Source organism: Cytophagales bacterium (assembly GCA_033344775.1).
GTDB lineage: Bacteria > Bacteroidota > Bacteroidia > Cytophagales > Cyclobacteriaceae > JAWPMT01.
In genome coordinates, this window is the sequence record JAWPMT010000005.1 from 1,162,820 (window position 1) to 1,184,201 (window position 21,382).

General features: G+C 43.4%; 19 protein-coding genes. 11 read left to right on the top strand and 8 right to left on the bottom strand.

Annotated features, from left to right (window positions below; translation table 11 throughout):
* Positions 1 to 222 precede the first annotated feature (222 nt).
* From R8G66_22370 to R8G66_22390, 5 genes are all read right to left on the bottom strand, one after another.
* Entirely contained in the window at positions 223 to 2,271 is a 2,049-nt protein-coding gene (locus R8G66_22370) for a hypothetical protein (GenBank protein ID MDW3195136.1), read from the bottom strand.
* Positions 2,271 to 2,966, bottom strand: coding sequence for a TolC family protein (locus R8G66_22375; GenBank protein MDW3195137.1), 696 nt, complete (start codon positions 2,964 to 2,966; stop codon positions 2,271 to 2,273). Before R8G66_22375 ends, R8G66_22370 begins: the two co-directional genes overlap by 1 nt.
* A gap of 187 nt (positions 2,967 to 3,153) precedes the next feature.
* Positions 3,154 to 3,885, bottom strand: coding sequence for a sugar transferase (locus tag R8G66_22380; protein ID MDW3195138.1), 732 nt, complete (start codon positions 3,883 to 3,885; stop codon positions 3,154 to 3,156).
* Complete coding sequence (locus tag R8G66_22385; protein ID MDW3195139.1) at positions 3,875 to 4,261, bottom strand: response regulator; 387 nt, start codon at positions 4,259 to 4,261, stop codon at positions 3,875 to 3,877. The genes R8G66_22380 and R8G66_22385 overlap by 11 nt, the downstream gene beginning before the upstream one ends.
* Positions 4,262 to 4,505: 244 nt before the next feature.
* Positions 4,506 to 5,195 carry a head GIN domain-containing protein gene (locus tag R8G66_22390; protein ID MDW3195140.1) on the bottom strand — a complete coding sequence of 230 codons (690 nt, stop codon included), beginning with the start codon at positions 5,193 to 5,195 and terminating at the stop codon, positions 4,506 to 4,508.
* Between the two features lie 262 nt (positions 5,196 to 5,457).
* On the opposite strand from R8G66_22390, the gene R8G66_22395 reads away from it, so the two are divergent.
* Genes R8G66_22395 through R8G66_22405 form a run of 3 tightly spaced genes read left to right on the top strand, consistent with a single transcriptional unit; the run spans position 5,458 to position 9,666 of the window.
* The gene (locus tag R8G66_22395) at positions 5,458 to 5,991 is read left to right on the top strand and encodes a heme NO-binding domain-containing protein (GenBank protein ID MDW3195141.1); all 534 of its coding nucleotides are present in this window, start codon (positions 5,458 to 5,460) and stop codon (positions 5,989 to 5,991) included.
* Entirely contained in the window at positions 5,988 to 8,960 is a 2,973-nt protein-coding gene (locus R8G66_22400) for an ATP-binding protein (GenBank protein ID MDW3195142.1), read from the top strand. The genes R8G66_22395 and R8G66_22400 overlap by 4 nt, the downstream gene beginning before the upstream one ends.
* Positions 8,961 to 8,964: 4 nt before the next feature.
* Positions 8,965 to 9,666, top strand: coding sequence for a LytTR family DNA-binding domain-containing protein (locus R8G66_22405; GenBank protein ID MDW3195143.1), 702 nt, complete (start codon positions 8,965 to 8,967; stop codon positions 9,664 to 9,666).
* Here the strand turns inward: R8G66_22405 and R8G66_22410 are convergent.
* Positions 9,663 to 10,829 carry a glycosyltransferase family 2 protein gene (locus R8G66_22410; GenBank protein MDW3195144.1) on the bottom strand — a complete coding sequence of 389 codons (1,167 nt, stop codon included), beginning with the start codon at positions 10,827 to 10,829 and terminating at the stop codon, positions 9,663 to 9,665. The genes R8G66_22405 and R8G66_22410 overlap by 4 nt on opposite strands.
* A 247-nt stretch (positions 10,830 to 11,076) precedes the next feature.
* Between R8G66_22410 and R8G66_22415 the strand changes: the two genes are divergently transcribed.
* The 5 genes from R8G66_22415 to R8G66_22435 all read left to right on the top strand — a co-directional run bounded on the left by R8G66_22415 (position 11,077) and on the right by R8G66_22435 (position 15,680).
* Complete coding sequence (locus R8G66_22415) at positions 11,077 to 11,955, top strand: glycosyltransferase family 2 protein (protein ID MDW3195145.1); 879 nt, start codon at positions 11,077 to 11,079, stop codon at positions 11,953 to 11,955.
* Entirely contained in the window at positions 11,952 to 13,094 is a 1,143-nt protein-coding gene (locus R8G66_22420; GenBank protein ID MDW3195146.1) for a glycosyltransferase, read from the top strand. Before R8G66_22415 ends, R8G66_22420 begins: the two co-directional genes overlap by 4 nt.
* Entirely contained in the window at positions 13,078 to 13,764 is a 687-nt protein-coding gene (locus R8G66_22425) for an acyltransferase (GenBank protein ID MDW3195147.1), read from the top strand. The genes R8G66_22420 and R8G66_22425 overlap by 17 nt, the downstream gene beginning before the upstream one ends.
* Before the next feature lie 98 nt (positions 13,765 to 13,862).
* A complete protein-coding gene (locus tag R8G66_22430; GenBank protein MDW3195148.1) occupies positions 13,863 to 14,768 on the top strand; it encodes a helix-turn-helix transcriptional regulator in 906 nt (301 codons plus the stop codon).
* A gap of 6 nt (positions 14,769 to 14,774) precedes the next feature.
* On the top strand, positions 14,775 to 15,680 hold the full coding sequence (locus R8G66_22435) for an SDR family NAD(P)-dependent oxidoreductase (protein ID MDW3195149.1): 906 nt from the start codon (positions 14,775 to 14,777) through the stop codon (positions 15,678 to 15,680).
* 102 nt (positions 15,681 to 15,782) lie between these two features.
* Here R8G66_22435 and R8G66_22440 read toward each other — a convergent pair whose 3' ends face one another.
* Complete coding sequence (locus tag R8G66_22440) at positions 15,783 to 17,627, bottom strand: nuclear transport factor 2 family protein (protein MDW3195150.1); 1,845 nt, start codon at positions 17,625 to 17,627, stop codon at positions 15,783 to 15,785.
* 336 nt (positions 17,628 to 17,963) lie between these two features.
* Complete coding sequence (locus R8G66_22445) at positions 17,964 to 18,878, bottom strand: helix-turn-helix domain-containing protein (protein MDW3195151.1); 915 nt, start codon at positions 18,876 to 18,878, stop codon at positions 17,964 to 17,966.
* Positions 18,879 to 18,993: 115 nt separating this feature from the next.
* On the opposite strand from R8G66_22445, the gene R8G66_22450 reads away from it, so the two are divergent.
* The 3 genes from R8G66_22450 to R8G66_22460 all read left to right on the top strand — a co-directional run bounded on the left by R8G66_22450 (position 18,994) and on the right by R8G66_22460 (position 21,052).
* Positions 18,994 to 19,509 (top strand): hypothetical protein, encoded by a 516-nt coding sequence (locus tag R8G66_22450; protein MDW3195152.1) that lies wholly within the window; start codon positions 18,994 to 18,996, stop codon positions 19,507 to 19,509.
* A gap of 19 nt (positions 19,510 to 19,528) precedes the next feature.
* Entirely contained in the window at positions 19,529 to 20,353 is an 825-nt protein-coding gene (locus tag R8G66_22455; protein MDW3195153.1) for a GNAT family N-acetyltransferase, read from the top strand.
* Positions 20,354 to 20,425: 72 nt separating this feature from the next.
* On the top strand, positions 20,426 to 21,052 hold the full coding sequence (locus tag R8G66_22460; GenBank protein ID MDW3195154.1) for a hypothetical protein: 627 nt from the start codon (positions 20,426 to 20,428) through the stop codon (positions 21,050 to 21,052).
* Positions 21,053 to 21,382 lie beyond the last annotated feature (330 nt).

Sequence of the window (21,382 nt, forward strand, 5' to 3'; positions counted from 1 at the left end):
TAGCATGGCTTGTTCGTTTCTGTGATGATTCAAAAGTAGAATGAGGTCAGACCGGAACGCGAGAAGTTTAGGCAAACTGCTTTTTGAGTCCGGTTTTCTGCATTAATCCCCGGAGTTGGGTTTATGTCCTTTGAAATCCTCAAAAATTTACGGTTAAACGATAAAAAACGCCTGACATTACCGCCAGGCGCCGCTCTTAGATTGGATCTGTCCCAAATACACTTACCATTCTCTCTGAATTATTTTTTTAACTATTCGTCTGAACCAGTTTCTTTGCTTCGGAATCCCACCAACATACCCCTCCATGTGTTCGGGTTTCAGATTCGTTAGCACCATACCAAGGTGCCTAAACCCAGGCGCTTCAAACAACTTCATTATTCGTTTGTCTGCGGAAGTTTTCACTCTTCCCAGACCAAAGGTGAGCAGGTTACAATCACTGGCTTCCGCCAACGCCAGACCATCATAGGAATATTGTAATGGTGGTGGCAACACCAATACCTGATTATGCATTTCAGATCGTTGCTTCATCAGACGAACAACATCTGCTTCATCCTCTGCTTGTCTAAGGTCAAGGACATCTACATCCTCACCTTCCATCTTTTGTTTCAAAGCCTCGGCCACAGGCATGGTGTCCTCCCGCGCACTCAAAGCGTTAATCGTAATGATTTTTGAATCTCTTATTTCCGCAAGTACTTTCTTCACTTCTTCCAACTGGAAGTACTTCAATGAACTGGTAAATAATCGATCTTTTGATTGGGTAGAAGCGGGTAGAGCAGCTAGTGCCGTTTCTCCGAATCTACGTTCGAATGTCCCTACATCCTGGATACTGTCATTGATCAGGAACAATATGATGAATAGTACCGCGAGCACCACAAATACAGCAATCGCTCCTCCCAGTATGATGAATATTCTTTTGGAAGGGATAGGAGCACCAGGAATTTCAGGGTGATCGATTACCGCCAATCGGCTTTCACTAGAACCCAACTCCATGGATTCGGTCAGGTTCAGTTTATTCAACAAAAGCAGATAGGTCTGACGTGCGGTATTGATCTCTTCCGTCATGGTACCAATCGTGGACTCGAATGGTGCAAACCGCGCCGAGTACCCATTTACACGCTTTATTTCCCGCTCTACGATAGTCAGTTCCTGCTGAAGTTGATCCACGTCCAACGTCGCATTGATGTAACGCAAAGCAAGTGACGTATAGATTTTGTTTGGGTCATAGGTCGAAGAACGACTAATATCAGTCAGGCCATTTCGAATGGTACTTTGATGATCATTGATCAGTTGTTGTTGGCGGAGGATTTCACTGACATCTATGGTATTTTTCAGATGACTCAATTTAAGGCTTTGGGCATCATACAAAGCCTGGCGACTTTGGTCAATGGCCATATTTTCCTGACGATATTGCGTTACAAATTCCTCCGTTGCCATTCCCGCTTTGATCGACCCTCCCAACTCTTTTTGGGCTGCAATTCTGGCTTTCACATCCGCGCGTATGCCCTCTAACTGCACCAAATAAGTCACAATGGCTTTGGTGTGCTCCCCCAGGTTAATGATGTTATTTTTCACCTTCATGGCTTCAAGTACATGCACTTTTTCATCCAAGTCTTTTTTGGCTTTGCGCACTAATTCCTCTATGACCTGACGGTGTTTGACAATCGAAGATTTGGACAGCTGCCCCAATTCATTTTGCAGTTGCTCGATCATGGATCTCAACAGGAAATTAGCACGATACGGATCATCATACTTCAATTTCATTTGGAGGAAATGCGAATCCATCACACGAAAAGCCAACAAGGATTTTCTCAATTGATCATGACTCAAATGGTATTCCTGGAAAAAAGTGCCAATCACTTGATTAACCCTTGACCTGGCATCAAAATTCATAGTACCGTCACCCCTTTTGTTTAAAGCAATCCGCAGCTCCTCCTGAAGTGAATCAGGCCAGGGAAAAGGAAAAAGATTCAAGGTATCGCTTATACTTTGTTGGGCTATTTGAATCCGTACTTTTTCAATGAGTTTTTTGGACCTGGCCAGTTCAATGGCATTCTGGAAATAGGTATGGATCTGGTATTGCTTCACATCCTGATCTCCCAGGCTTATGTTTTTGTTTTCCTGAAAGGCCATCATCATCTTCGCCTCAACTTCATACACCGGACGTTCATTTCGGGTCAACCAGTGTAGCGCAAATGCTGCCAAAGTCGGGAATATCACTAACCACAAGCTGTTCTTGTAGATCAGTTTCAGTATTTGAGTAAAATGTTCCATTACGCTGAGATGAATAGTTCGATTTCTCGTTTCAGTTTCATAACCGTAGTTTCGGCCCGAACCAATGCTTCTTGCTTGAGCATCAAGTCACCCAACATTTTGTTGTACTCATGCGTGGTGATGCGACCTTGACGAAATTGCTCATCGGCCACCAACTTGTTTTCTTCAGAAATCATCAGGTTATTCTCTCTGATAATGAATATTTCAAGGGCTTGCTGATATTCAAGGAACTTCCCTATCACATAAGACTCAATGTCTCGTCGGTCTCTTTGCAAATCCTTTTTACGTATCTCAAGCTCCTGTTCGGCCACCCTGATCCTACTCTTCCGATTGATAAAGTCTTCGGGATTCACCCCCAGGGTCAGGCCAATATTGGAAAGTACGGAAGCTTGCGTTACACTTACATTGCCATCATTGGCAGAGGGCACCGTACTGACATTGAAAAAGTTCACGCCAAATCGAAAGCTTCGACTCCAACTATTGCGTTCTTGTTTGATCGCATATTGTTGTTGTTTGACGCGTGCTTCGTCCAACTGTAATGTGTAAGAGTTCGCTAACGCTTTTTCCACGATGCTATCGATATTAGTCACATCTAATAGCAAAGCCTGAATGGTCTCCAATTCATGTTGTGGATTGAGTGAACTGCTGTCTTGTAAACCAGTTGTGATCAAAAGAGATAAAACAAATATTTTCATGCGAATGGCGTTTACTTGGTTACAACTTCGATGGTGAGTCGAAATTAGAGGTGGCAGTTATGATGTTCTGGAATGATTAGGAGAACTGCTGGTTCACCCCTTTTTTCAGCCGCAGCTTGTTGAATTCAGTTTTGTACGTTGAGTTATCGGTGATTCTAAACCGTTCTCCGACGGTTTAGGGCAGTTCCTAGGATTTAACCTCCTGTATCGCAGCTAGTGGCGTCATCAATAAGATCTTGATATCCATCAAAAACGAATACTGACGGGCATATTCTATGTCTTTGAGTTTGCGGCTATCTACTGACATGTTGGCTTTGCCACGATCGGTGACTTGCCAGTAGCCCGTAATACCAGCCGGCGCCATGAACCGTTCGATATAAGCGTCTTCCGTTAGCTTTTCCGCTTCATACAGTGGTAAAGGTCGATTGCCCACCAAAGACATATCTCCAACTAATACATTCCATAGTTGTGGCAGTTCATCAATACTGGTCCGTCGTATGAAAGCACCTACTTTTGTGATTCGAGGATCGTTCTTCACTTTAAAAAACGCATTTTTTACCTCATCTTCTCTCTGCGCGTTCCACTGATCCTCGCTTATGATCTCATCGTCCGCTACCCTAATTTCGGAGGCATCATCAAGCAATACAGGCTCAAATTCCATTTTCGACTGGTATTGACTCTGGGCTTTTAACGCACCTACTCGTTGGTCTGCATCTTGAAACATGGACCGGAATTTCCAAAATCGAAACGTATGGTAATGCTGCCCAACTCGTTTGGCCGCATAAAATATCGGGCCCTTACTTTCCAGTCTTATCGCAACCGCCACAATCAACAATAATGGACTTAACATCAAAAGAAGGACGCCACTGATCAATACATCAATGGACCTTTTACCGAAATTTCTGTAATTAATGTACATGATAATCCTGGTCCTGGTGAAACGCTACTTTTTTGATTCGTGCCTCGAGTTCACGGGGATTGAATGGCTTCTGAATGAAGTCGGTGGCACCGGATTCCAGGCACTCCACCTTTACATCAATGTTCCCATTTGAAGATATGATTAGCACGGGCATGTTGTGCGAAGTACCTTTCACAAATCGCATCAGGTCAACTGCACTCAATCCTTCTGTCTGTAAATCCGCAATGATGATATGGGGTACATATCTGTCATCTTCATATGCCTTGATGAATTCTAGCGGCCCCTCAAAAGTCTGGACCTGCCATTTTTCATTCAAGAATCTTTCAAGAAATGAAAGCATCATTGGGCTATCATCGATTATGGCAAGTTTTTTCATTGGTGCATACTTTATTAATTGAAAGCCTGAGCTAGTTGCCGATGCTTTTTAGAATCTATTTGATGATCCGAAAGTATGACCTAATGATAGTGTGAGGGAGGACTATTAGGAGAACTGCATCAGAACTCCGGTTTTCTGCATAATTGGATGGAAATTGAATTTTAACAAAAAAAAGCGCGGAGAATACTCCCCGCGCTTCAAGTGCTTGTCGAATTAGCTCGACCTATGTCTTACTTTGTAAATTCTACATCCTACGAATCTTGCCACTTCCAGAAGCGCTGTTGATCACACGGTCAGGATCTCCTCTGTAGTACACATTGCCACTGCCGGAAATACTCGCTTCGATTTCATCCTCTACGGACATGTAAATGCTACCCGAACCGCTGATCCGAGCATCTAATGATTTTACTTCCAGGTCGTCTGCTTTGATCTTGCCAGAACCGCTGATCCGGGCATAAACTTCTTCTCCAGAGCCTTCCATCTCAATGGACCCTGAGCCTGAAATGCCGATTTCAAGGTCTCTGCTTTCCACTTCCAACTCCATACTTCCTGATCCACTGAGTTTTACCTCCAAATCATCCGTCTTCAATAAGCTCTCTCCATATATTGGGCCTGAGCCGCTTAAGGTGATCGCCTCTATGTCTCGCATGGTCACGTAAATCTTCAATTCATATTTCCCCCACCCACGATTCCAGCCGCGATCATTTCTGTTTCTGATCACCAGTCGGTCACCTCGTTGATCAAAATCTATTTTCTCCAATATGTCTTCATCTGCATCGACAACTACTTTTGCCTCCGATCCTTGTGTCAGGTACAACACTCCTGAGGTACCGAAGGTCAGTTCTGAAAAATCGTCTACTCGAATTTCTTGTTTTTGGGCAGCTACGCTGAAAACGATCATCATTGCTGCGATGTAAGTCATTGATCTAATCATAAACGGACAGTTAAGTTATGGTAATAGACCCCCGGAACCAAGAAAGGTTGCACAATGAAATGAATTAATCTTAAAAACAGATCAAGCCCTCATATAGCTGATTCATCGAATTATTCACGTGTTACTCCGAAGAATGCTTGCCTGAAACTTTCAATATCACTTAATTAGACAAGAGCGAGTCAGCTGACCTTCAATATTTATATACAAATCAAAAACAAATGTAAGCAACGCCGTTGCTAATAATAACTTAAATTAGCCTGACATGAAAGGGATCATCTTTACGGAACTTATGGAAATGGTTGAAGGCGGGCATGGATTAGAAATCGCCGATAAGATGTTGTCTCATCCCGAACTATCTACGAAAGGAGTTTATATCGCTACTGGCACTTACCCCGTCGAAGACCTGGAAATATTACTAGGGACACTTCAAGAAACGCTTGGAGCAGATAGAGATACTTTACTCAAAGTTTTTAGTGGGCATTTATTTCAGACGTTCGAAAAGAAGTATGCCAGTCTCTTGGCCAATTATTCGGATACATTTGGTCTACTCAAAATGATTGAAGGGCACATCCACGTAGAAGTGAAAAAACTTTATCCTGATGCCGAGTTACCTGAGTTTCAAGTAGAAAGCGAAACAAGTGATCAGCTGGTATTGATTTATACTTCCAGCAGACACATGGAAGCATTGGCAGAGGGGCTCATGGAAGCTGCAGCTAAACACTTTCAGGAAACTTTTGATATTCGAAAAGAAAAAACCTCTCCGGAAAGCACTCGATTCATCCTTAGTCGTACATGAGTGATGAAATCGCCATATTGAAAAGACACCTGGCCAGGGAGCGGGCCGCAAGAAAACAAGCGGAAGAATTACTCGATTCAAAAACGCTGGATTTGCATCAGGTAAATCAGGAACTGTCTGATGCCACCGAAACCTTAAAGTCACTACTCAGTTCACGAACGGCAATCATTTCCAATCTGGTCACCAATCTGAGTAGTGGGATCTTGCTGGAAAATGAAGTGGGCGAAATCCTATTTGCCAATCAGGTTTTCTGTGATCAATTTGAGATTACGGCGCCTCCGGATAAACTCGTGGGCAAAAAACTCTCTCGTTCCTTGCAGGATTTTGAACGGATTTTCGCTGACCCTGAACAATTTTACAATAAACTCCCACGGGTCTTTGAAGCCAATGAAAAGGTCCTCAATGAATCCATTGAACTCAAGTCAGGGATTACCATTGAAGGAGATTTCATCCCTATCGACATCATGGGTGTGCACAAAGGTCGACTATGGCAATTCCGTGATATCACTGAAAGGAAAACCAATCAACGTTCTATTGAGCAAAGTGAACGTCGATTTAAATTGCTTGCAGCTTATTACGAATTTATCAGGGGAGCCAGTCTGCGCGCATTATTAGCAAAGACGACCACATTTCTTAAACAGGAAGTGGAAATTGAAGAGATTTCAATCTCACTCGTAGAAAGCCCAATCGAGTCTTTGAATAGCTGGATGCGGGAACAAGTGACTAAAGTGGACAATCCACTGGTAAAACTGTTTACCGCGGAGAACATGAAGGCGCTCGATCAGAAACCAATCTATCTGGATGATATAACCGCCGACACCTCCGACCAACAAGGCTTGGAATGGTTAGTCAGGGGGTTTCGCAGTGCCTTAAATATGCCCCTCATACTTGAGGGTGACTTTCTAGGTGTGCTGAGTATCGCCTCTCGACAAATAGACGGCATATCCGAAGATACCAAAAGATTCTTCGCGCTTTTCGAGCCTCGATTGACGTACGCTTTGAAGAATCTGATCCTGATCCAGGACTTGGAATGGACGAAAGATACCATCAAGCAAAGCGAAGAAAAGTACCGCGGCATCATGGAAAACATGGAACTCGGACTCATGGAAGTGGACAATGATGACACAATCATCAAAGTCTATGATCGCTTTTGCAAATTGACGGGTTATGGGTCCTGGGAGCTCATAGGAAGAAAGGCCTCAGAAGTTTTCGTATTGCCTGAATACAAACATGTCCTGGACGACCAGCATAAAGACCGGGATAGGGGTATATCTGGTGTTTATGAAATTGAAATACCCACCAAAAGCGGGGAACGAAAGTGGGTGCTCATTTCCGGAGCACCCTATTATGACAGCAATGGAAAAAAGATGGGTACAATCGGTATCCATCTCGATATTTCCGACCGGAAAAAGATGGAGCAAAACCTGATCCAGGTCACCTCCGAAGCAAAAAAAGCGCAGGAAGCCGAAAAGATTTTCCTGGCCAATATGAGTCATGAGATCAGAAATCCCCTGAATGCTGTCATCGGGATGAGTCATTTGTTAGAAGATACCAACCCGACCAAAGAACAACAAGAATACCTCGGATACATCAAAAACTCGTCCCAAACATTGATGAGTCTGATCTCTGACATCCTGGACCTGTCAAAGATCCATGCCAATGAGATTTCCTTCCACCCAGTAGAAATATCGCTGAAAAAGACCGTTCGGGACATTCAAAGCATGTTTGAAGTGAGGTGTTTGGAAAAGGGCATTCAATTCCAATTTCAGTACGACGATAACATTGAATTGAAGGTGTATGGTGACCAACTCATCTTGCATCAAATTCTGAACAACTTGTTGGGTAATGCCCTAAAATTCACGGATGAAGGGGGTAACATTTCGTTGCATGTTGATCTGTTGGTAAGGAAAGATAATAATTACCAAATAATGTTCACCGTTGAGGATTCTGGAATAGGAATTAAAGAAGAGCACCTTGCGGATATTTTTACCGAATTCAAACAAGCGGACAGCTCGACAAAAATCAAATACGGAGGAACCGGTCTTGGCCTTGCCATTTCACAAAAGCTGGTCACACTCCATGGAGGTAGCATTGATGTAGAAAGTACTGAAGGCGAAGGGTCTACTTTCCAGATAGTGATCCCTTTTGAATACACTGAGAATGCAGATCGGGCACAAGTAGAAAAACCCAGAGAAACATTTGAAGAAATGAATGTGGGCAGAGTGCTGATCGTGGAAGACAACCCGGTCAATCGAAAGTACCTCAGCCGAACGCTACAAAAATGGCACATCTCCTGTGACGAAGCTGAAAACGGGCGGATCGCACTTGAAAAACTTGAGGCTGCTACTTATGACCTGTTGATCATGGACATACGAATGCCAGAAATGGATGGCTATGAAGCCATAGGTAGAATCAGAAAACATCCTGAAGACCATATCCGCAACATCATGGCCATTGCCCTCACCGCCGATGCCATGCGCGAAGAACGAGAAAAAGCCTATCACCAGGGCTTTAATTACCACATCACTAAACCGTTCAAATCAGAAGAACTGCGCTCTAAACTAATGGAGCTAGCCACCTTCCAAACGGAAGAACCCCACATCACACCTGAAGAAAAATTGTCCATTGATACTTACTTTGACCAGGAAGCCCTTAACAGGTTGTATGAAGGAGATGAGGAATACATGATTGAAATGTTTCAGATCTTCAAACGAACCACACCGAAAGAGTTGGAAGGACTTCAGGCAAGCATGGATAAAGAGGACTGGGAAGAATGCAAGAGCATATTACACCGGGCCAAGCCTACTTTCGAAATGGTTGGCCGACCTGGATTGACTAAAATTGCCGGACAATTTGAAGCGATTTACGATAAAGAAAAAGTGCTTTCTAAAACAGATTTAGGGCTGTTCATGGTAGAGGTCCGGGAATTGCTCAAGAAAGTTGATTTAGAAATTAAGAAAACCAAATAACCACATGAATCCACTAAGAACAATCATTGTAGAGGATGAAGAAATGGCGATGACGCACATCAAACGACTATGCAGTAAGACGGAAGACCTGGAAGTCGTGGAAACGTTCACCTCTGGATTTGATGCCATGAAATTCCTGAAAGAAGATCATGACATTGACTTGATCCTACTAGATGTGGAAATGCCGGATTTCACAGGACTGGATCTATTGAAAATTCTTAAAGATCCGCCCCAGGTCATCTTCACTACCAGTAAAAACCAATATGCAGTGGATGCCTTCGAATTTCAGGCGACGGACTTCCTGACAAAACCTATTCAGGCACCGAGGTTCCTGCAAGCCATCGATCGCGCCAGGCAACTCGTAGAAACCCGTATCTCAACGACCAACGATCTGGAACAGATCTTTATCCGCGTGGATGGTCGCTACATCAAACTGGACCTCAATGAAATCCTGTATGTAGAGACCCTGGGTGATTACGTAACTTTTGTGACTGAAAGCGGTGAAAAGCTGATCGTACATTCCACTTTAAAAAACATCGACGAAAAGCTGAAGAGCGATAAATTCATCAAGGTACATCGATCTTTCATCGTTAATGTGACCAAAATCGTCGACATAGAAGAATACAACCTGGTGATTGATGAAAAAGTGATCCCTATCAGTCGTACGCTAAAGCCCATACTGATGAATAAGATCAAGACGATTTAGACAGAGGCGGATAACCTCCGTTCCGCTTTCTCCCAGGTTACTTGCTGACGGCCCTTCAGTAAGCGCATGAATCCAAGGAATACGGCGTAGTTCATCATGGTGAAGTAGTAGGGAACAAACAGTCCTTTGATCGTCAGTTTCTTCTGTTTGAAGTACGATCCTAACAGCGCAATTCCGTAAAAAGCAATTTGGGTATACAGCAAGGATCCATATATCCATGAATTCTCCATCAATGCAACATTGAGCATGAATATGAAGGGTAAACTTAGAGGTGTCAATGTCCAGCGTAAAACCCTGTGCCCGACATATTGATAAGTCAACAAGCCATATCGAAAAGGATTCAACAATCCGCGCAACCGCCAGATCGCTTGTAAACCACCCGCAGCAATGCGTACTTTTCGCTTCATTTCGTCACCGATACTAGCGGAAGGTAATTCATGAGCTTTGGCTTGTGGACAGTAAGCCACCTTATGACCATCTGCTGCAATGCGCATGGACATTACAAAGTCTTCAATGTAAGTATCCTCCTCAATTGGTTGATACAAACTTTTTCTAAACGACATCAATTCGCCAGCACACCCAACCATGGTATTGAGTTCACTATCCCACTTTTTGATAGCAGACTCATATTTCCAGTAAAGCCCCTCACTCGCTGTAGCATCATCACTTCCATCGCTGATTACCACTTTTTCACCAGAGACTGCCCCTACCTTTTCATTCAGAAATACCTGACCCATCTCTTCTAATGCCTCCGTATTCAATAGGGTATTGGCATCGGACAATACAATCACTTCTGAATCCAGAAAGGGCATTACACGGTTAATGGCAGCCACTTTCCCTTGTCGTTCTGGCTGATGATACAAGGTTACTCCTGGATATTGACGAACTATTTCCGGTGTATGGTCATTTGAACCATCTGCAACCACCACCAATTGTAGTTTGTCCCAATCATAGTCCAGCTGAAGGGTGTTTTCAATCTTTTCCCGAATACAGCTAGCCTCATTGTAGGCCGCTACGACAAAAGTCATGGTCGGCAATTCGGTGATTGTATTACTCACTTTTGGAGCACCAATACCCAGTTTATTCAACATCAACAAAGAAACAGGATAGCCGAAATAGGTAAATAGAATTAAGGCGATCAAAGACCAGAATAAGATTTGCATGACTTAATGGATTTGAGTTCAAGACAAATCAACAGTTTGATATTCCTTACCCAATTATATAATAGGAGTTCAGGTCAAAACACCCGATAAACTGCATAATACAGGCTTTTCGTTCTTCGAATCTTCAAATTCAGCACTTTTCAGGTCCATTTCACCCGAAAACCGAAAGGGTTACTATCCTACTCTTCATTCTTGATTCATTTGTTCAAAACTTACAAACATAGAAAAGCTCATCTCCATCATTACCATCAACTATAACAATCGCAGGGATACGTTTCAGTTCCTCCGATCGATCGACAAACTCAACTCAAAAAACATTGAGGTCATTGTCGTGGATAATGGCTCGAAGGAAAACATTGTGCCTGTACTCCAAACTTATTTTCCGCATGTAAATGGAGTTCGGAGCGAGCAGAACCTTGGATTTGCCGGTGGGAACAATCTGGGAGTCAATAGCGCCAATGGGGAATTCCTTTATTTCGTGAATAATGACACGATCTTTTTGGAAGATCACTTTTCCGCGCTGGCCAATCAACTCATCAAACATCCAGAGATAGGGGCGATCTCACCACAATTGATCTACCCGGATGGCCGCATCCAGTTCCAGGGAAAGTCAACCATGAATCCGCTGACTGGACGAACGAAAGACCTGCATTATGATCATAAAGGCCTGGCACCAACCTCTTACATCCATGGAGGTGCGGTAATGATCAAGCGTGAGGTCCTGGATTCAGTAGGAATTATGCCTGAACACTACTTCCTTTATTATGAGGAATTGGCCTGGTCCGAGCAAATCAAATCAGCAGGGTTTGAACTGGCCATAGACCTTAAACATGAAATTGTACATGATGAATCAGCTACCACCTCGAAAATCAGTGACTTAAAGACTTATTTCATGACTCGCAACCGAATGTTGTTCATGAGAAAATATTCGAGCCGTTATTTTTTATTATTTTTACTATATTTCACAACGGTTGTATTACCTAAGGAGACCTTGAAAATGCTGATTCGAAGAGAATTCGGAAACTTGAAAGCCATAATCGCAGGTGCTTTTTGGCATATGAATCATGGACCAGAGAGTCGGCAATTGGGTTACAAGTTCAACTACCTTAAACCTGTTGCTGCATGATCGCACCATATGACATAGTAATCCTTGCTTTGAATCGCTGCGATGACGTGTTGAATTCTTCTACCTGGCAGATGGCCAACTCCATGGCACATTCCAAACGGGTATTGTATGTGAATCATCCAAAAACCTGGCTCGATTGCCTGAAGATGCGCAAACGAGTACACCAAAAAATCACAAGGCATACTTCTAACCTACATTGCCTGGAACCAGCTGCCATGCTGCCCACCAATTTCTTACCTAAAGGAAAGTTTTACGACTGGTTGCAAAAGATCAATCACGAGTGGTTGTACCGATCCATCATCAAAGTGCTGGGCAAAGGGAAAGTAGAATTATTCATCAATGCGTTTGACTTCTACTACCCCTACCTCCAAAGAAAACTGGCCAACCGGGTGAATAAGGTTGCCTATTACAGCCTGGACCCTATTGTGAAGGATCGATCTAAAAAACACGGCATAGCGAACGAAAGGAAATTAGTGGCCGATGCAGATCATGTTTTTTGCAGCGCCAAAAGCCTCTATGATCAATGGCAAAAGGAACACCATAGCGTGCATTATTTGCCTAATGCCGTCAATTTCAACGGACTTCAACATCAGGTAGCCCATCCCCCAAAAACCATTTCCATGCTCAAAGGAGTAAAAGTTGGACTATTTGGCAACATTGATCGACGTGTAGATCTGGATCTATTGAACTCCACGCTCAATGCGGGATACATGAGCCTGGTTTTAGCTGGCCCTGTGTCCCAGAAGTGTGAAAAATTGATGCAATTACCGAATGTGTTCTATTACGGCACTTATCAATACCATAACCTTAGGTCTTTTGTGGAGTCGGTAGATGTATGCCTGATCCCCTATCGAGTCACACCCGACATGGAAAAAATTTACCCATTGAAACTCATGGAATATTTCGCTTTCGGAAAGCCAGTCGTGATGACTCCTTTCAATACGGATCAGGTTCAGCAACTAGGCAAAATGGTCTATTTAGCAAGAACCGCTAATGAGATGCAGCAAGCTATTTTGAAAGCCTATCACGAAGACAATCCTTACCGCAGACATGAAAGGAAAGCCATTGCCGCTGAAAACAATTGGGACAGCCGTTCAAAAACACTCTTAGATGTCGTCTATCATGATCAGTCAGCTTAAATCCTACATCAAAAAGCACCCAAAAATCAAGAAAAGCATTCATTCGCTTATCTTTCGAAAAAAGCCATACGACGCCAGGTTGAGGTGGTATGTTTGGCTTTGGTGGACATTGCCCCAATATTTCAAAAGAGGTATTGCCTGGAATGCACGCCTGGATCTGGTCCCTTTTCATCGGTTCAGTCTAGGTCGGCATTCTCGAATTGAAAAGCATGTGGTCATCAACAATGGAATGGGTGATGTCGCATTAGCGGATGAAGTACACACCGGCATTGGTTGCGTCATCATTGGCCCGGTAATAATGGAAAAGCATGTCGGACTCTCTCAATATGTTCGGATCCTGGGCATGCATCATGGCATCGACCCAAGAACGCCCCATCATCATCAACCTTGTACAGCTGCTCCAGTAATTCTCGAAGAAGATGCCTTCATAGGTACCGGAACCGTGATTATGGGCAAGAAAGATGGTAGTCCACTTACGATTGGAAAGTACTCACGTGTTGGTGCCAATTCTGTTGTGACTACTGACATCCCCCCCTATTCTATTGCAGTGGGTAATCCAGCCAGGGTTGTCAAAACCTGGGATCATGACAAGCAAACATGGATGAAAGTGGCCTATCCTACAGATTACAACGAGATATTTGGCTCAACGATCTTGAATAGCCTTAACTAAACCAACAGCGAAATGTATTCAGACTTCCACGAAATGGATACATGATCTAAACCACCTCTTCCTACCTTTATCTTGTCATATATCAGTAAAGGTAAGACGTGGAAGAAATTGTTCACATCAGAAGTATCGCCGAGGTATACAATTTTCTGGAAACAGAAAAACCACCTCATCCGCTAATTACGGTCATGCGAAAATGGCCTAAAGTTCATAAGGGAGTCGATGAGCTCCGGTTTTCAAGTGACTTGTACTATATCGCCTTGAAACGCAACATCAGTGGCAGTTTCAAATACGGCCGAAACTCCTACGACTATCAGGAAGGCACCATGGTATTCATAGCTCCGGGGCAAGTAGCCACCTTCTCGCTGGACCGTGTAGGCACCGTGCCCCATGGATGGGCCATTCTTTTTCACCCCGACTTGATCCGGAAAACACAGCTAGGTAAATCTATCCGACAGTATTCTTATTTCAATTATGAAATCAGCGAAGCCCTACACCTGGCCGATAAAGAACAAAAGTTCGTGAACACAATAGTGGACACCATTGAGCAAGAGATTAACCAAAACATCGATCGACATTCTCAAACCTTGATAGTCCAAAACCTGGAAACGATCCTCAAGTATAGCCAGCGCTATTATGACCGACAATTTTATACCAGAAGCAATTTTGACAAGGATTTGGTCACGAAGTTTGAGCAATACCTGCAAGCATATTTTGAGTCTCCCGAGCTTCGTGAACAAGGTATACCTACCATTGATCAATGCGGGGCTGCCATGAATATGTCCGGAGCTTATCTCAGTGACCTATTGCGTACTGAAACAGGAAGAAGTGCCAAGGACCACATTTATGCTTATCTCATTGAAAAGGCGAAAACAACACTGCTAAGTACTCAAGCACCAGTAAGTCAGATCGCCTATCAACTGGGGTTTGACTACTCTCAGCATTTCAGTAAATTATTTAAATCAAAGACGGGTATGAGTCCCAGTGAATACCGCAATCTCAATTAAGCAATCATGAAAAAAACAGCCTACAACATCATCGAAGGTCAGAATTTGACAGGAAAGATCTTCCTGATCACCGGTGGCTACACCGGACTGGGAGCTATCCATACCCGAGCTTTGCTCATTTCCAATGCCACCGTCATTATATCAGGTCGCAGTGCTCAAACACAAGCTGAATTTGCCAAAGATTTGCAAGAAGATCCTGAGATCAATTTTGAAGAACATCAATTAGATGCTTCCCATACGGTCGATTTGGGCGACTTGGCATCCGTCAAAGCATTCGCATCTTATATCAAAAGCACCTACCAGTCATTGGACAGCCTCATCCTCAATGCAGGGGTCATGTTTACTCCACCCGGAAAAACAAAAGATGGTTTTGAAACACAAATGGGCATCAATGTGATTGGTCACTTTTTGTTAGCTAAGATGTTGGTGGATATCACCAAACGTCAGGTTTGGCTTTCCTCTCAAGGACACATCAGATTCGGTGCTCCGGGTATAAATTATGAAGCCATCAAACAAGTGGATGAGCAAACTTATGTCAGTCGAGCACGCTATCAGCAAGCGAAATTGGGTAACATCTTGTTGGCTAAGGAATTTGCTCAACGATATCCTCATATGAAAGCGGTCTCCTTACATCCGGGAGGTGTCAAAACGAACCTGGGACGACACATGACTTTGGGGCAAAAATTGGGCATGGTCTTGAAGCACCCTTTAATGATCCTCTCCATGGTTGAACCGGAAGTAGGTGCAGCCACTCAGACAATGCTCTCCATACTCCCTGATCATGAATTGGAAAATGGTGCCTATTATTCTGATTGCAAAGTGATCGAAGAAGCCCCAAGCGGAAAGGACATGACCGATGCAAAGAAGCTCTTCGATTACTGTGAAGAAGCCACTAAGGCATTTCAGGTTTAAAAAGAAAAGCCATCGTCTGAGAGGACTCAAACGATGGCTCTTTCGTTGGACTTCTATGCCAGCTCAATACTCCATATTTGTCAGGTTGAGCTTGTCGAAACCTTACTTCGACAAATACTTCACTACTTCCCCCATCGCAGCATTGACTGCAGCTTCTTCGAAGTACAGCTGCTGTTGGTTGAAGTCATTAAGCCACACGATCTCCTTATCTCCTTTCAGGTGATCATAAAACTCTTTCGCTCCATGTGGTACTGCCCCACTTTCACTGTGGACAATGAACACTGGTTGCGTGATCTCTTTGCCAGCTGCAATTCCATCAAACGTTAACCAGGGCTCCCAGCTACTTACCGCAAATCGGTTGTCATATTTCGCTCCAGCGGCTTTTGCAGGATCGAGGTAATAATCAAAGGCATTTTCAGGAACATACATCGCACTCAAAGGATCTAATTCGCTCGCACCGAGCACATATTCCATTTCTCCAGTGCTCTCATATTTTGCCTTGGCTGCTTTAGAAGAAGCCAACAAGCCTTCTGTTCCACCTGGTCGTAAGTCATAGATGGACTTAGCAATCGCTGGATTGTGCAACCACGGAGCCACTAATACCAATTGTTTGATCCTTTTGTCCTGAGCTGTCGCATGGGCCATGTATCCTGAACTTGCACAGACGCCCAATCCAGAAAGTTCGTCTTTGTTTACTGAAGGATGGCGGGTCAAGAAGTCTACCGCAGCCTTGATGTCGGCGATCTTCAGTTGGTAATCTTCCACCTGCCTTGGTTGACCTTCACTTTCACCGAAACCGGTGAAATCAAAGGTTAAGGTGATCAGGCCATCTCTGGCCAATAAGCTGGCATATTCGTCAGGCATTTGCTCTTTCACGCTGGTCCAGCTTCCTGTTACAATTGCAGCAGGATAAGTTTTACTTGCATCAAAATTTGGAGGTAAAAACAGGTGTCCTTTCAAATTCACACCCTGACTATTGAACACCACTGCTTCTAGTGTGACACCTGATGTAGTAGAAGCCCCCGCCGCATGTACGGAATAACTTTCTGGCTTCAGGCCTGGCCATCCACTTAACAAGATATTAAGGTTGAACATCTCCACGATCTCCGTGATTTTACCTTGTTTTACCATGTAGATATTGACATAGGCATTGTTGTAAGGCTTGCCTTCACCGGTAGTGACTTGTCCGTTAAATTTTACAATCACTGTATTAGGATTGGAAGTCGGAAGGTAGATTCGATCATACGACTGCTCATAATCCATCACGCCTTTGTAAAGTGATTTCATGGCTTCAATTCCCACAATCTCTTCAGGAAAATTGGCAGGAGCCAAAGGCATTTTCTGAACTACTTCGTCATCCAGGGTATTGACTAATGCTTCGAAATTGGTCGCTTCCAATGCCTGAAAGAATTTTTCAACGGTAGCTGTCGCATCCGACGCGGAAGCCAAAGGATTCGCAGCGCCATTCTCCATTACCGCTAAAGCTGCCTGAGGTAATTCGGAATTCCCCACCTGATCGTACAAACTCAAATCAATTCGCGCCAGACGCCATTTACCATCCTGCTTGATAAATTCCGTATCATACCCTACAAAAACAGTCCAGTGATTCTCGCCTGATCCTGCTTCCAGATAGTGTGCAGCGATCGCATCGAAAGTAGCCGATGCCCGATCACCAGCGACCCAAATGGCCTGGTTATGAACCTGATGTACCGTACGATCAAATCCGGGTAAGAAGGCTTTCCAACCACTGACGATCTCTTCAGGAGACTGAAATCCTACAGTCCCTCCCAGCGCCGAATAATCTACATAGACGGAATTCGCCATTGTACTTTCCGCGATTCCCCATTTACGATCATCAGCCGCCTTAAAAAGCTCATCGATCAGGTCTTTGATTGCCTGTTGATCCTCTGAAAGGATCGTTGTTTGTGCTAAAGTTTGCGTATCCATTGCTTTTTGGTTTATCAATTTTGTTGACGCGAGTGCCAAGCCGATGAAGACCAACACTCCGATTTTTCTAATGATATTCATGACTTGCACTCGTTTAGTTTTTATTTTCAAAGCAAGTTTACGGGTGGGCAGATCGGAAGTCGCTACGCAATTCAATGGAAGAAATACGCAATTCAAAGGAGTGATCTAAAAAGGCTGTTCGAAGAATAAAAATCAGCCAAAATAGGATGGATACAGCATCGTTAACCCACTTTTGATGTTATCACCAAAAGGTAGCCATGAGTGCGAACACTTAACAGGTGATAACACCTGCAAGGGCATCCATAAATATGTGCCCTAAGCACTCCCCCGGAAAGCGACGGGAGTCATCCCGGTTTGCTTCTTGAAGAAATTCGTGAAATGATTCGGATAGGGATAATGCAATTCATGCGCGATCTCTTTCACTGACTTACCGGTATGTTTCAGCGTAGACTTGGCTTGATTAAGGACATGCTTTTGAATGTGCTCGGAAGCGGAATGCGTCGTAATTCGCTTTACAACGGCATTCAGATGATTCGGATGGATCGCTAATTGATCTGCATAAAACTGCACTTGATGTGGAGAGGTGGTCTTGTGCTCAAAACCCGGCTGGAAACTGGTTTCGATCAATGATTTAAATCGACTGACCAAATTGAGGTCATTATTCCTCTCCTTGTAAGTCAACTGCTCCTTATTGACAATTCGATTGAAGGTCCGGGACGTTTTCACCAACAAGATCTCCAGATAATGCTGAATCACTGATCTATTATTAGGCAGGCATTCGCGGAATTCTGAAAAGATCTCCTGAAAGGTGCTTTCGAATAGCCTGGCTTCATTCCCTTCGATAGACATGGGTATGGTGTTATCCACGAGTAAAAAAGGATACGCTTCTACCAGTCGGCGCGAACGGTCCATCAAAAACTCCTCTGAAAAGATCACGTAGTAGCCTTTCCAATCTGGCGCAATGTCCCAATGCGTGATCTGGTACGGGGAATTAAAAAAGATTGTTGCCCCTCTTTCTGGCGTTTGATAATTACCCGTTGAGGCCGCTCCTGCACCTTCCAGCTTCAGGGCTACGGCATAGAATTCATGCTTAAATGGAGGCATCTGATGCCGGACCGACTTCATGTTGTCTTCAAAACTTCTTATATCAAAATCGCTCCATTTCGGTTCTGATATACCTATACCTTCGCAATAAGTCGCTAACGTTGGAAAGTGGAGCGTTTCGTTCATAAGGATCAATCAACTTTCTTAAAGTTAAGAAAGGCCTGGGACGATTGGACCACACATTTGCCTCGAATCCGGTAAAACCCTAGCTTAGGTCCGTAATTCGTAAAATAAGAGACAAATGACTAAGCGAGATTTTTTCAGGTTACTGATCAAGGTCTTTGGTCTGTACTGGTTGGTTTCAACTGTATTTCAAGTGGTACCCAGCAATTTGGGGTATATCATTGAAAGTGCTGAAGTATCAAGTGTTGTATGGGTACTATTTTCCGCGGCTGTTGTCTTCATCGTGTTTTACTGGCTGATCATGCGCGCCGATTTCGTGATCGACCTCATGAATCTGGACCAGGGTTTTGACAATGACAAAATGGATACAGTCAACTTTAACCCTAAAAGCATCGCCCGTCTTGCCATGATCATCATCGGCGGGATCATGATCGTTGATAATATCCCTACTTTTCTGATGCACATCTTATTCGCACTGGAAGAAGACATTACCGGATACACCTTAAGACCTGAAGGTAACTTTTATTGGGCTGTCAGCGGCATCAATGTGGTTGTGGGATTTCTGCTGATCAGAAATTCAAGTTGGATTGAAAAACTGCTCGTAAAAACCCGTGAAGGAAAAAGCGATTCATGAAAGCTCGTCTTTTAATAACATGAAAATCTCAGAAGCTACTTACAGTATTGCCCATAGCCTTACCGAATTGACGATCCGATCCAAAGCGCATTGGGGATATTCACCCGAACAAATGGAAGCTTGGCGAGCCGACTTAACCATTTCTGAAGATTACGTTGCTCAAAACCATGTCTTTGCACTTAAAGATCAACAGCAAATACTTGGTTATTATTCATTTTTTGAGGAATCAAGCGCGGTTGTCAAATTGGACAATCTGTTTATCGATCCGGATTTTATGGGTCAGGGCTTCGGCGGAAAACTGATGGATGATTTTATTCAAAAAGTTGAAATAATGGGTTTCGAAAAAGTCACCCTTGACGCTGATCCTAACGCTCGTACGTTCTACTTGAAATATGGCTTTCGAATTGCTGGAAGACTGGAAACTTCCATACCAGGAAGATACTTACCAGTCATGCGGTTGGATCTGAAATCCGCACAAAAAACGGACTGGAAGATTAAGAATATGCCTAAGGAAACGTCTGTTTTTAAGCTTCAAAGGTCTTTTTCCAATAAAGAGCTTATCCGTCTAAAAAGAGGATTGGTCCCTCACCATATGGAAGATAAATGGCTCATCTATTTTGAAAACAACAAACTCTATTTTCATCGGAGCTGGAGTGGCACTTGCATTTATATAGTTTCCATAACACAAATTGCTGATGGAGCTGAGATCTCCCATGTCCTTGTGAACAGAAATGATGATCAATATCGTTTTGAAAGTAGGGAATCAGAACAACAAAGATTGACTTTCATCATTGATCGCATACTACTTGGCAAACAAGTAACTCACCCTTCAGATCAATCATAAAAAGCTGCAGTTAGCATGGAAAGAAAAGGAGAAATGCACCCATTTGATTTCACTTTCCGTTGAATCATATACATGAAAAAAGTAACTCCCTACAAAACAACAAAAGGAGCCATTGCCTCATTGGACAATGGTGGTCGGTTTTACAACTTAGCTTCCCGTGCCAATGATGGGGAAATTACGCACGCAGAGTTAGCAAAAGCCGCAGGTGTTGTTTCGGATACCCAAAAGATCATTACCTATCTGGAATTATCATTAGATCAGCTTGAGTCTCCAGCTAAGCAAGAAGTAATGTCGCACCTCTCTAATGATTTAAGACATAAATACAACAAACACCTGCCACAGCGATTTCTACCCTCAGAAGCGGCTGAACATGCTCAAGTCGCTACTCCTTCGATTATCACTGGAATCCCAAGACTGGTCGAATCGAAATCAGAATTTACCGGATTTATCATGATCCCCATTAGCACAGGAAGCGTCACGACCTTCGTGATGGTCCCTATCATTGACCAATATGACGTTTACGAACTGAGGGATCAGTCAACAGATGAAACGTTCTTTGTGGCGCACGCAAGAAGCAGAAAGAAATTACCTGAACAAATGGTAAGCTGCGGTGGGGTGATCAAGGAGTTAAAAGCGGATAAAAAGGAGAAAGTAGCTTCCAGGAAGTATTTGGAGATTTCGCATTACGCAATACACTAAATGCTAGAATCCATGTATTGATTATCGTCTTAAAGACTTACATACTCAAAATTTCAAATTGTCAGGATCTTGCCTGGTATCCCAAAAAGTCAAGAGTTCTATCTCTGAATCCAAAATCCTATAATATAAACTCACATTATTGGAAATTACGGCCCGATAGACCTCTATCTTGCTTGAATAAATGTACAGTTTTGGTCGGTTCGTTACGAAATCAAGGACTTCTTCCGTGCGAAATATAAATGCCTCTATCTCCTTAGAGGACAATGTTGTTCCAGATATACAATCACATTCGCGAAGGACAGTTCAGCCTCCGGTAACCACTTAATAGAA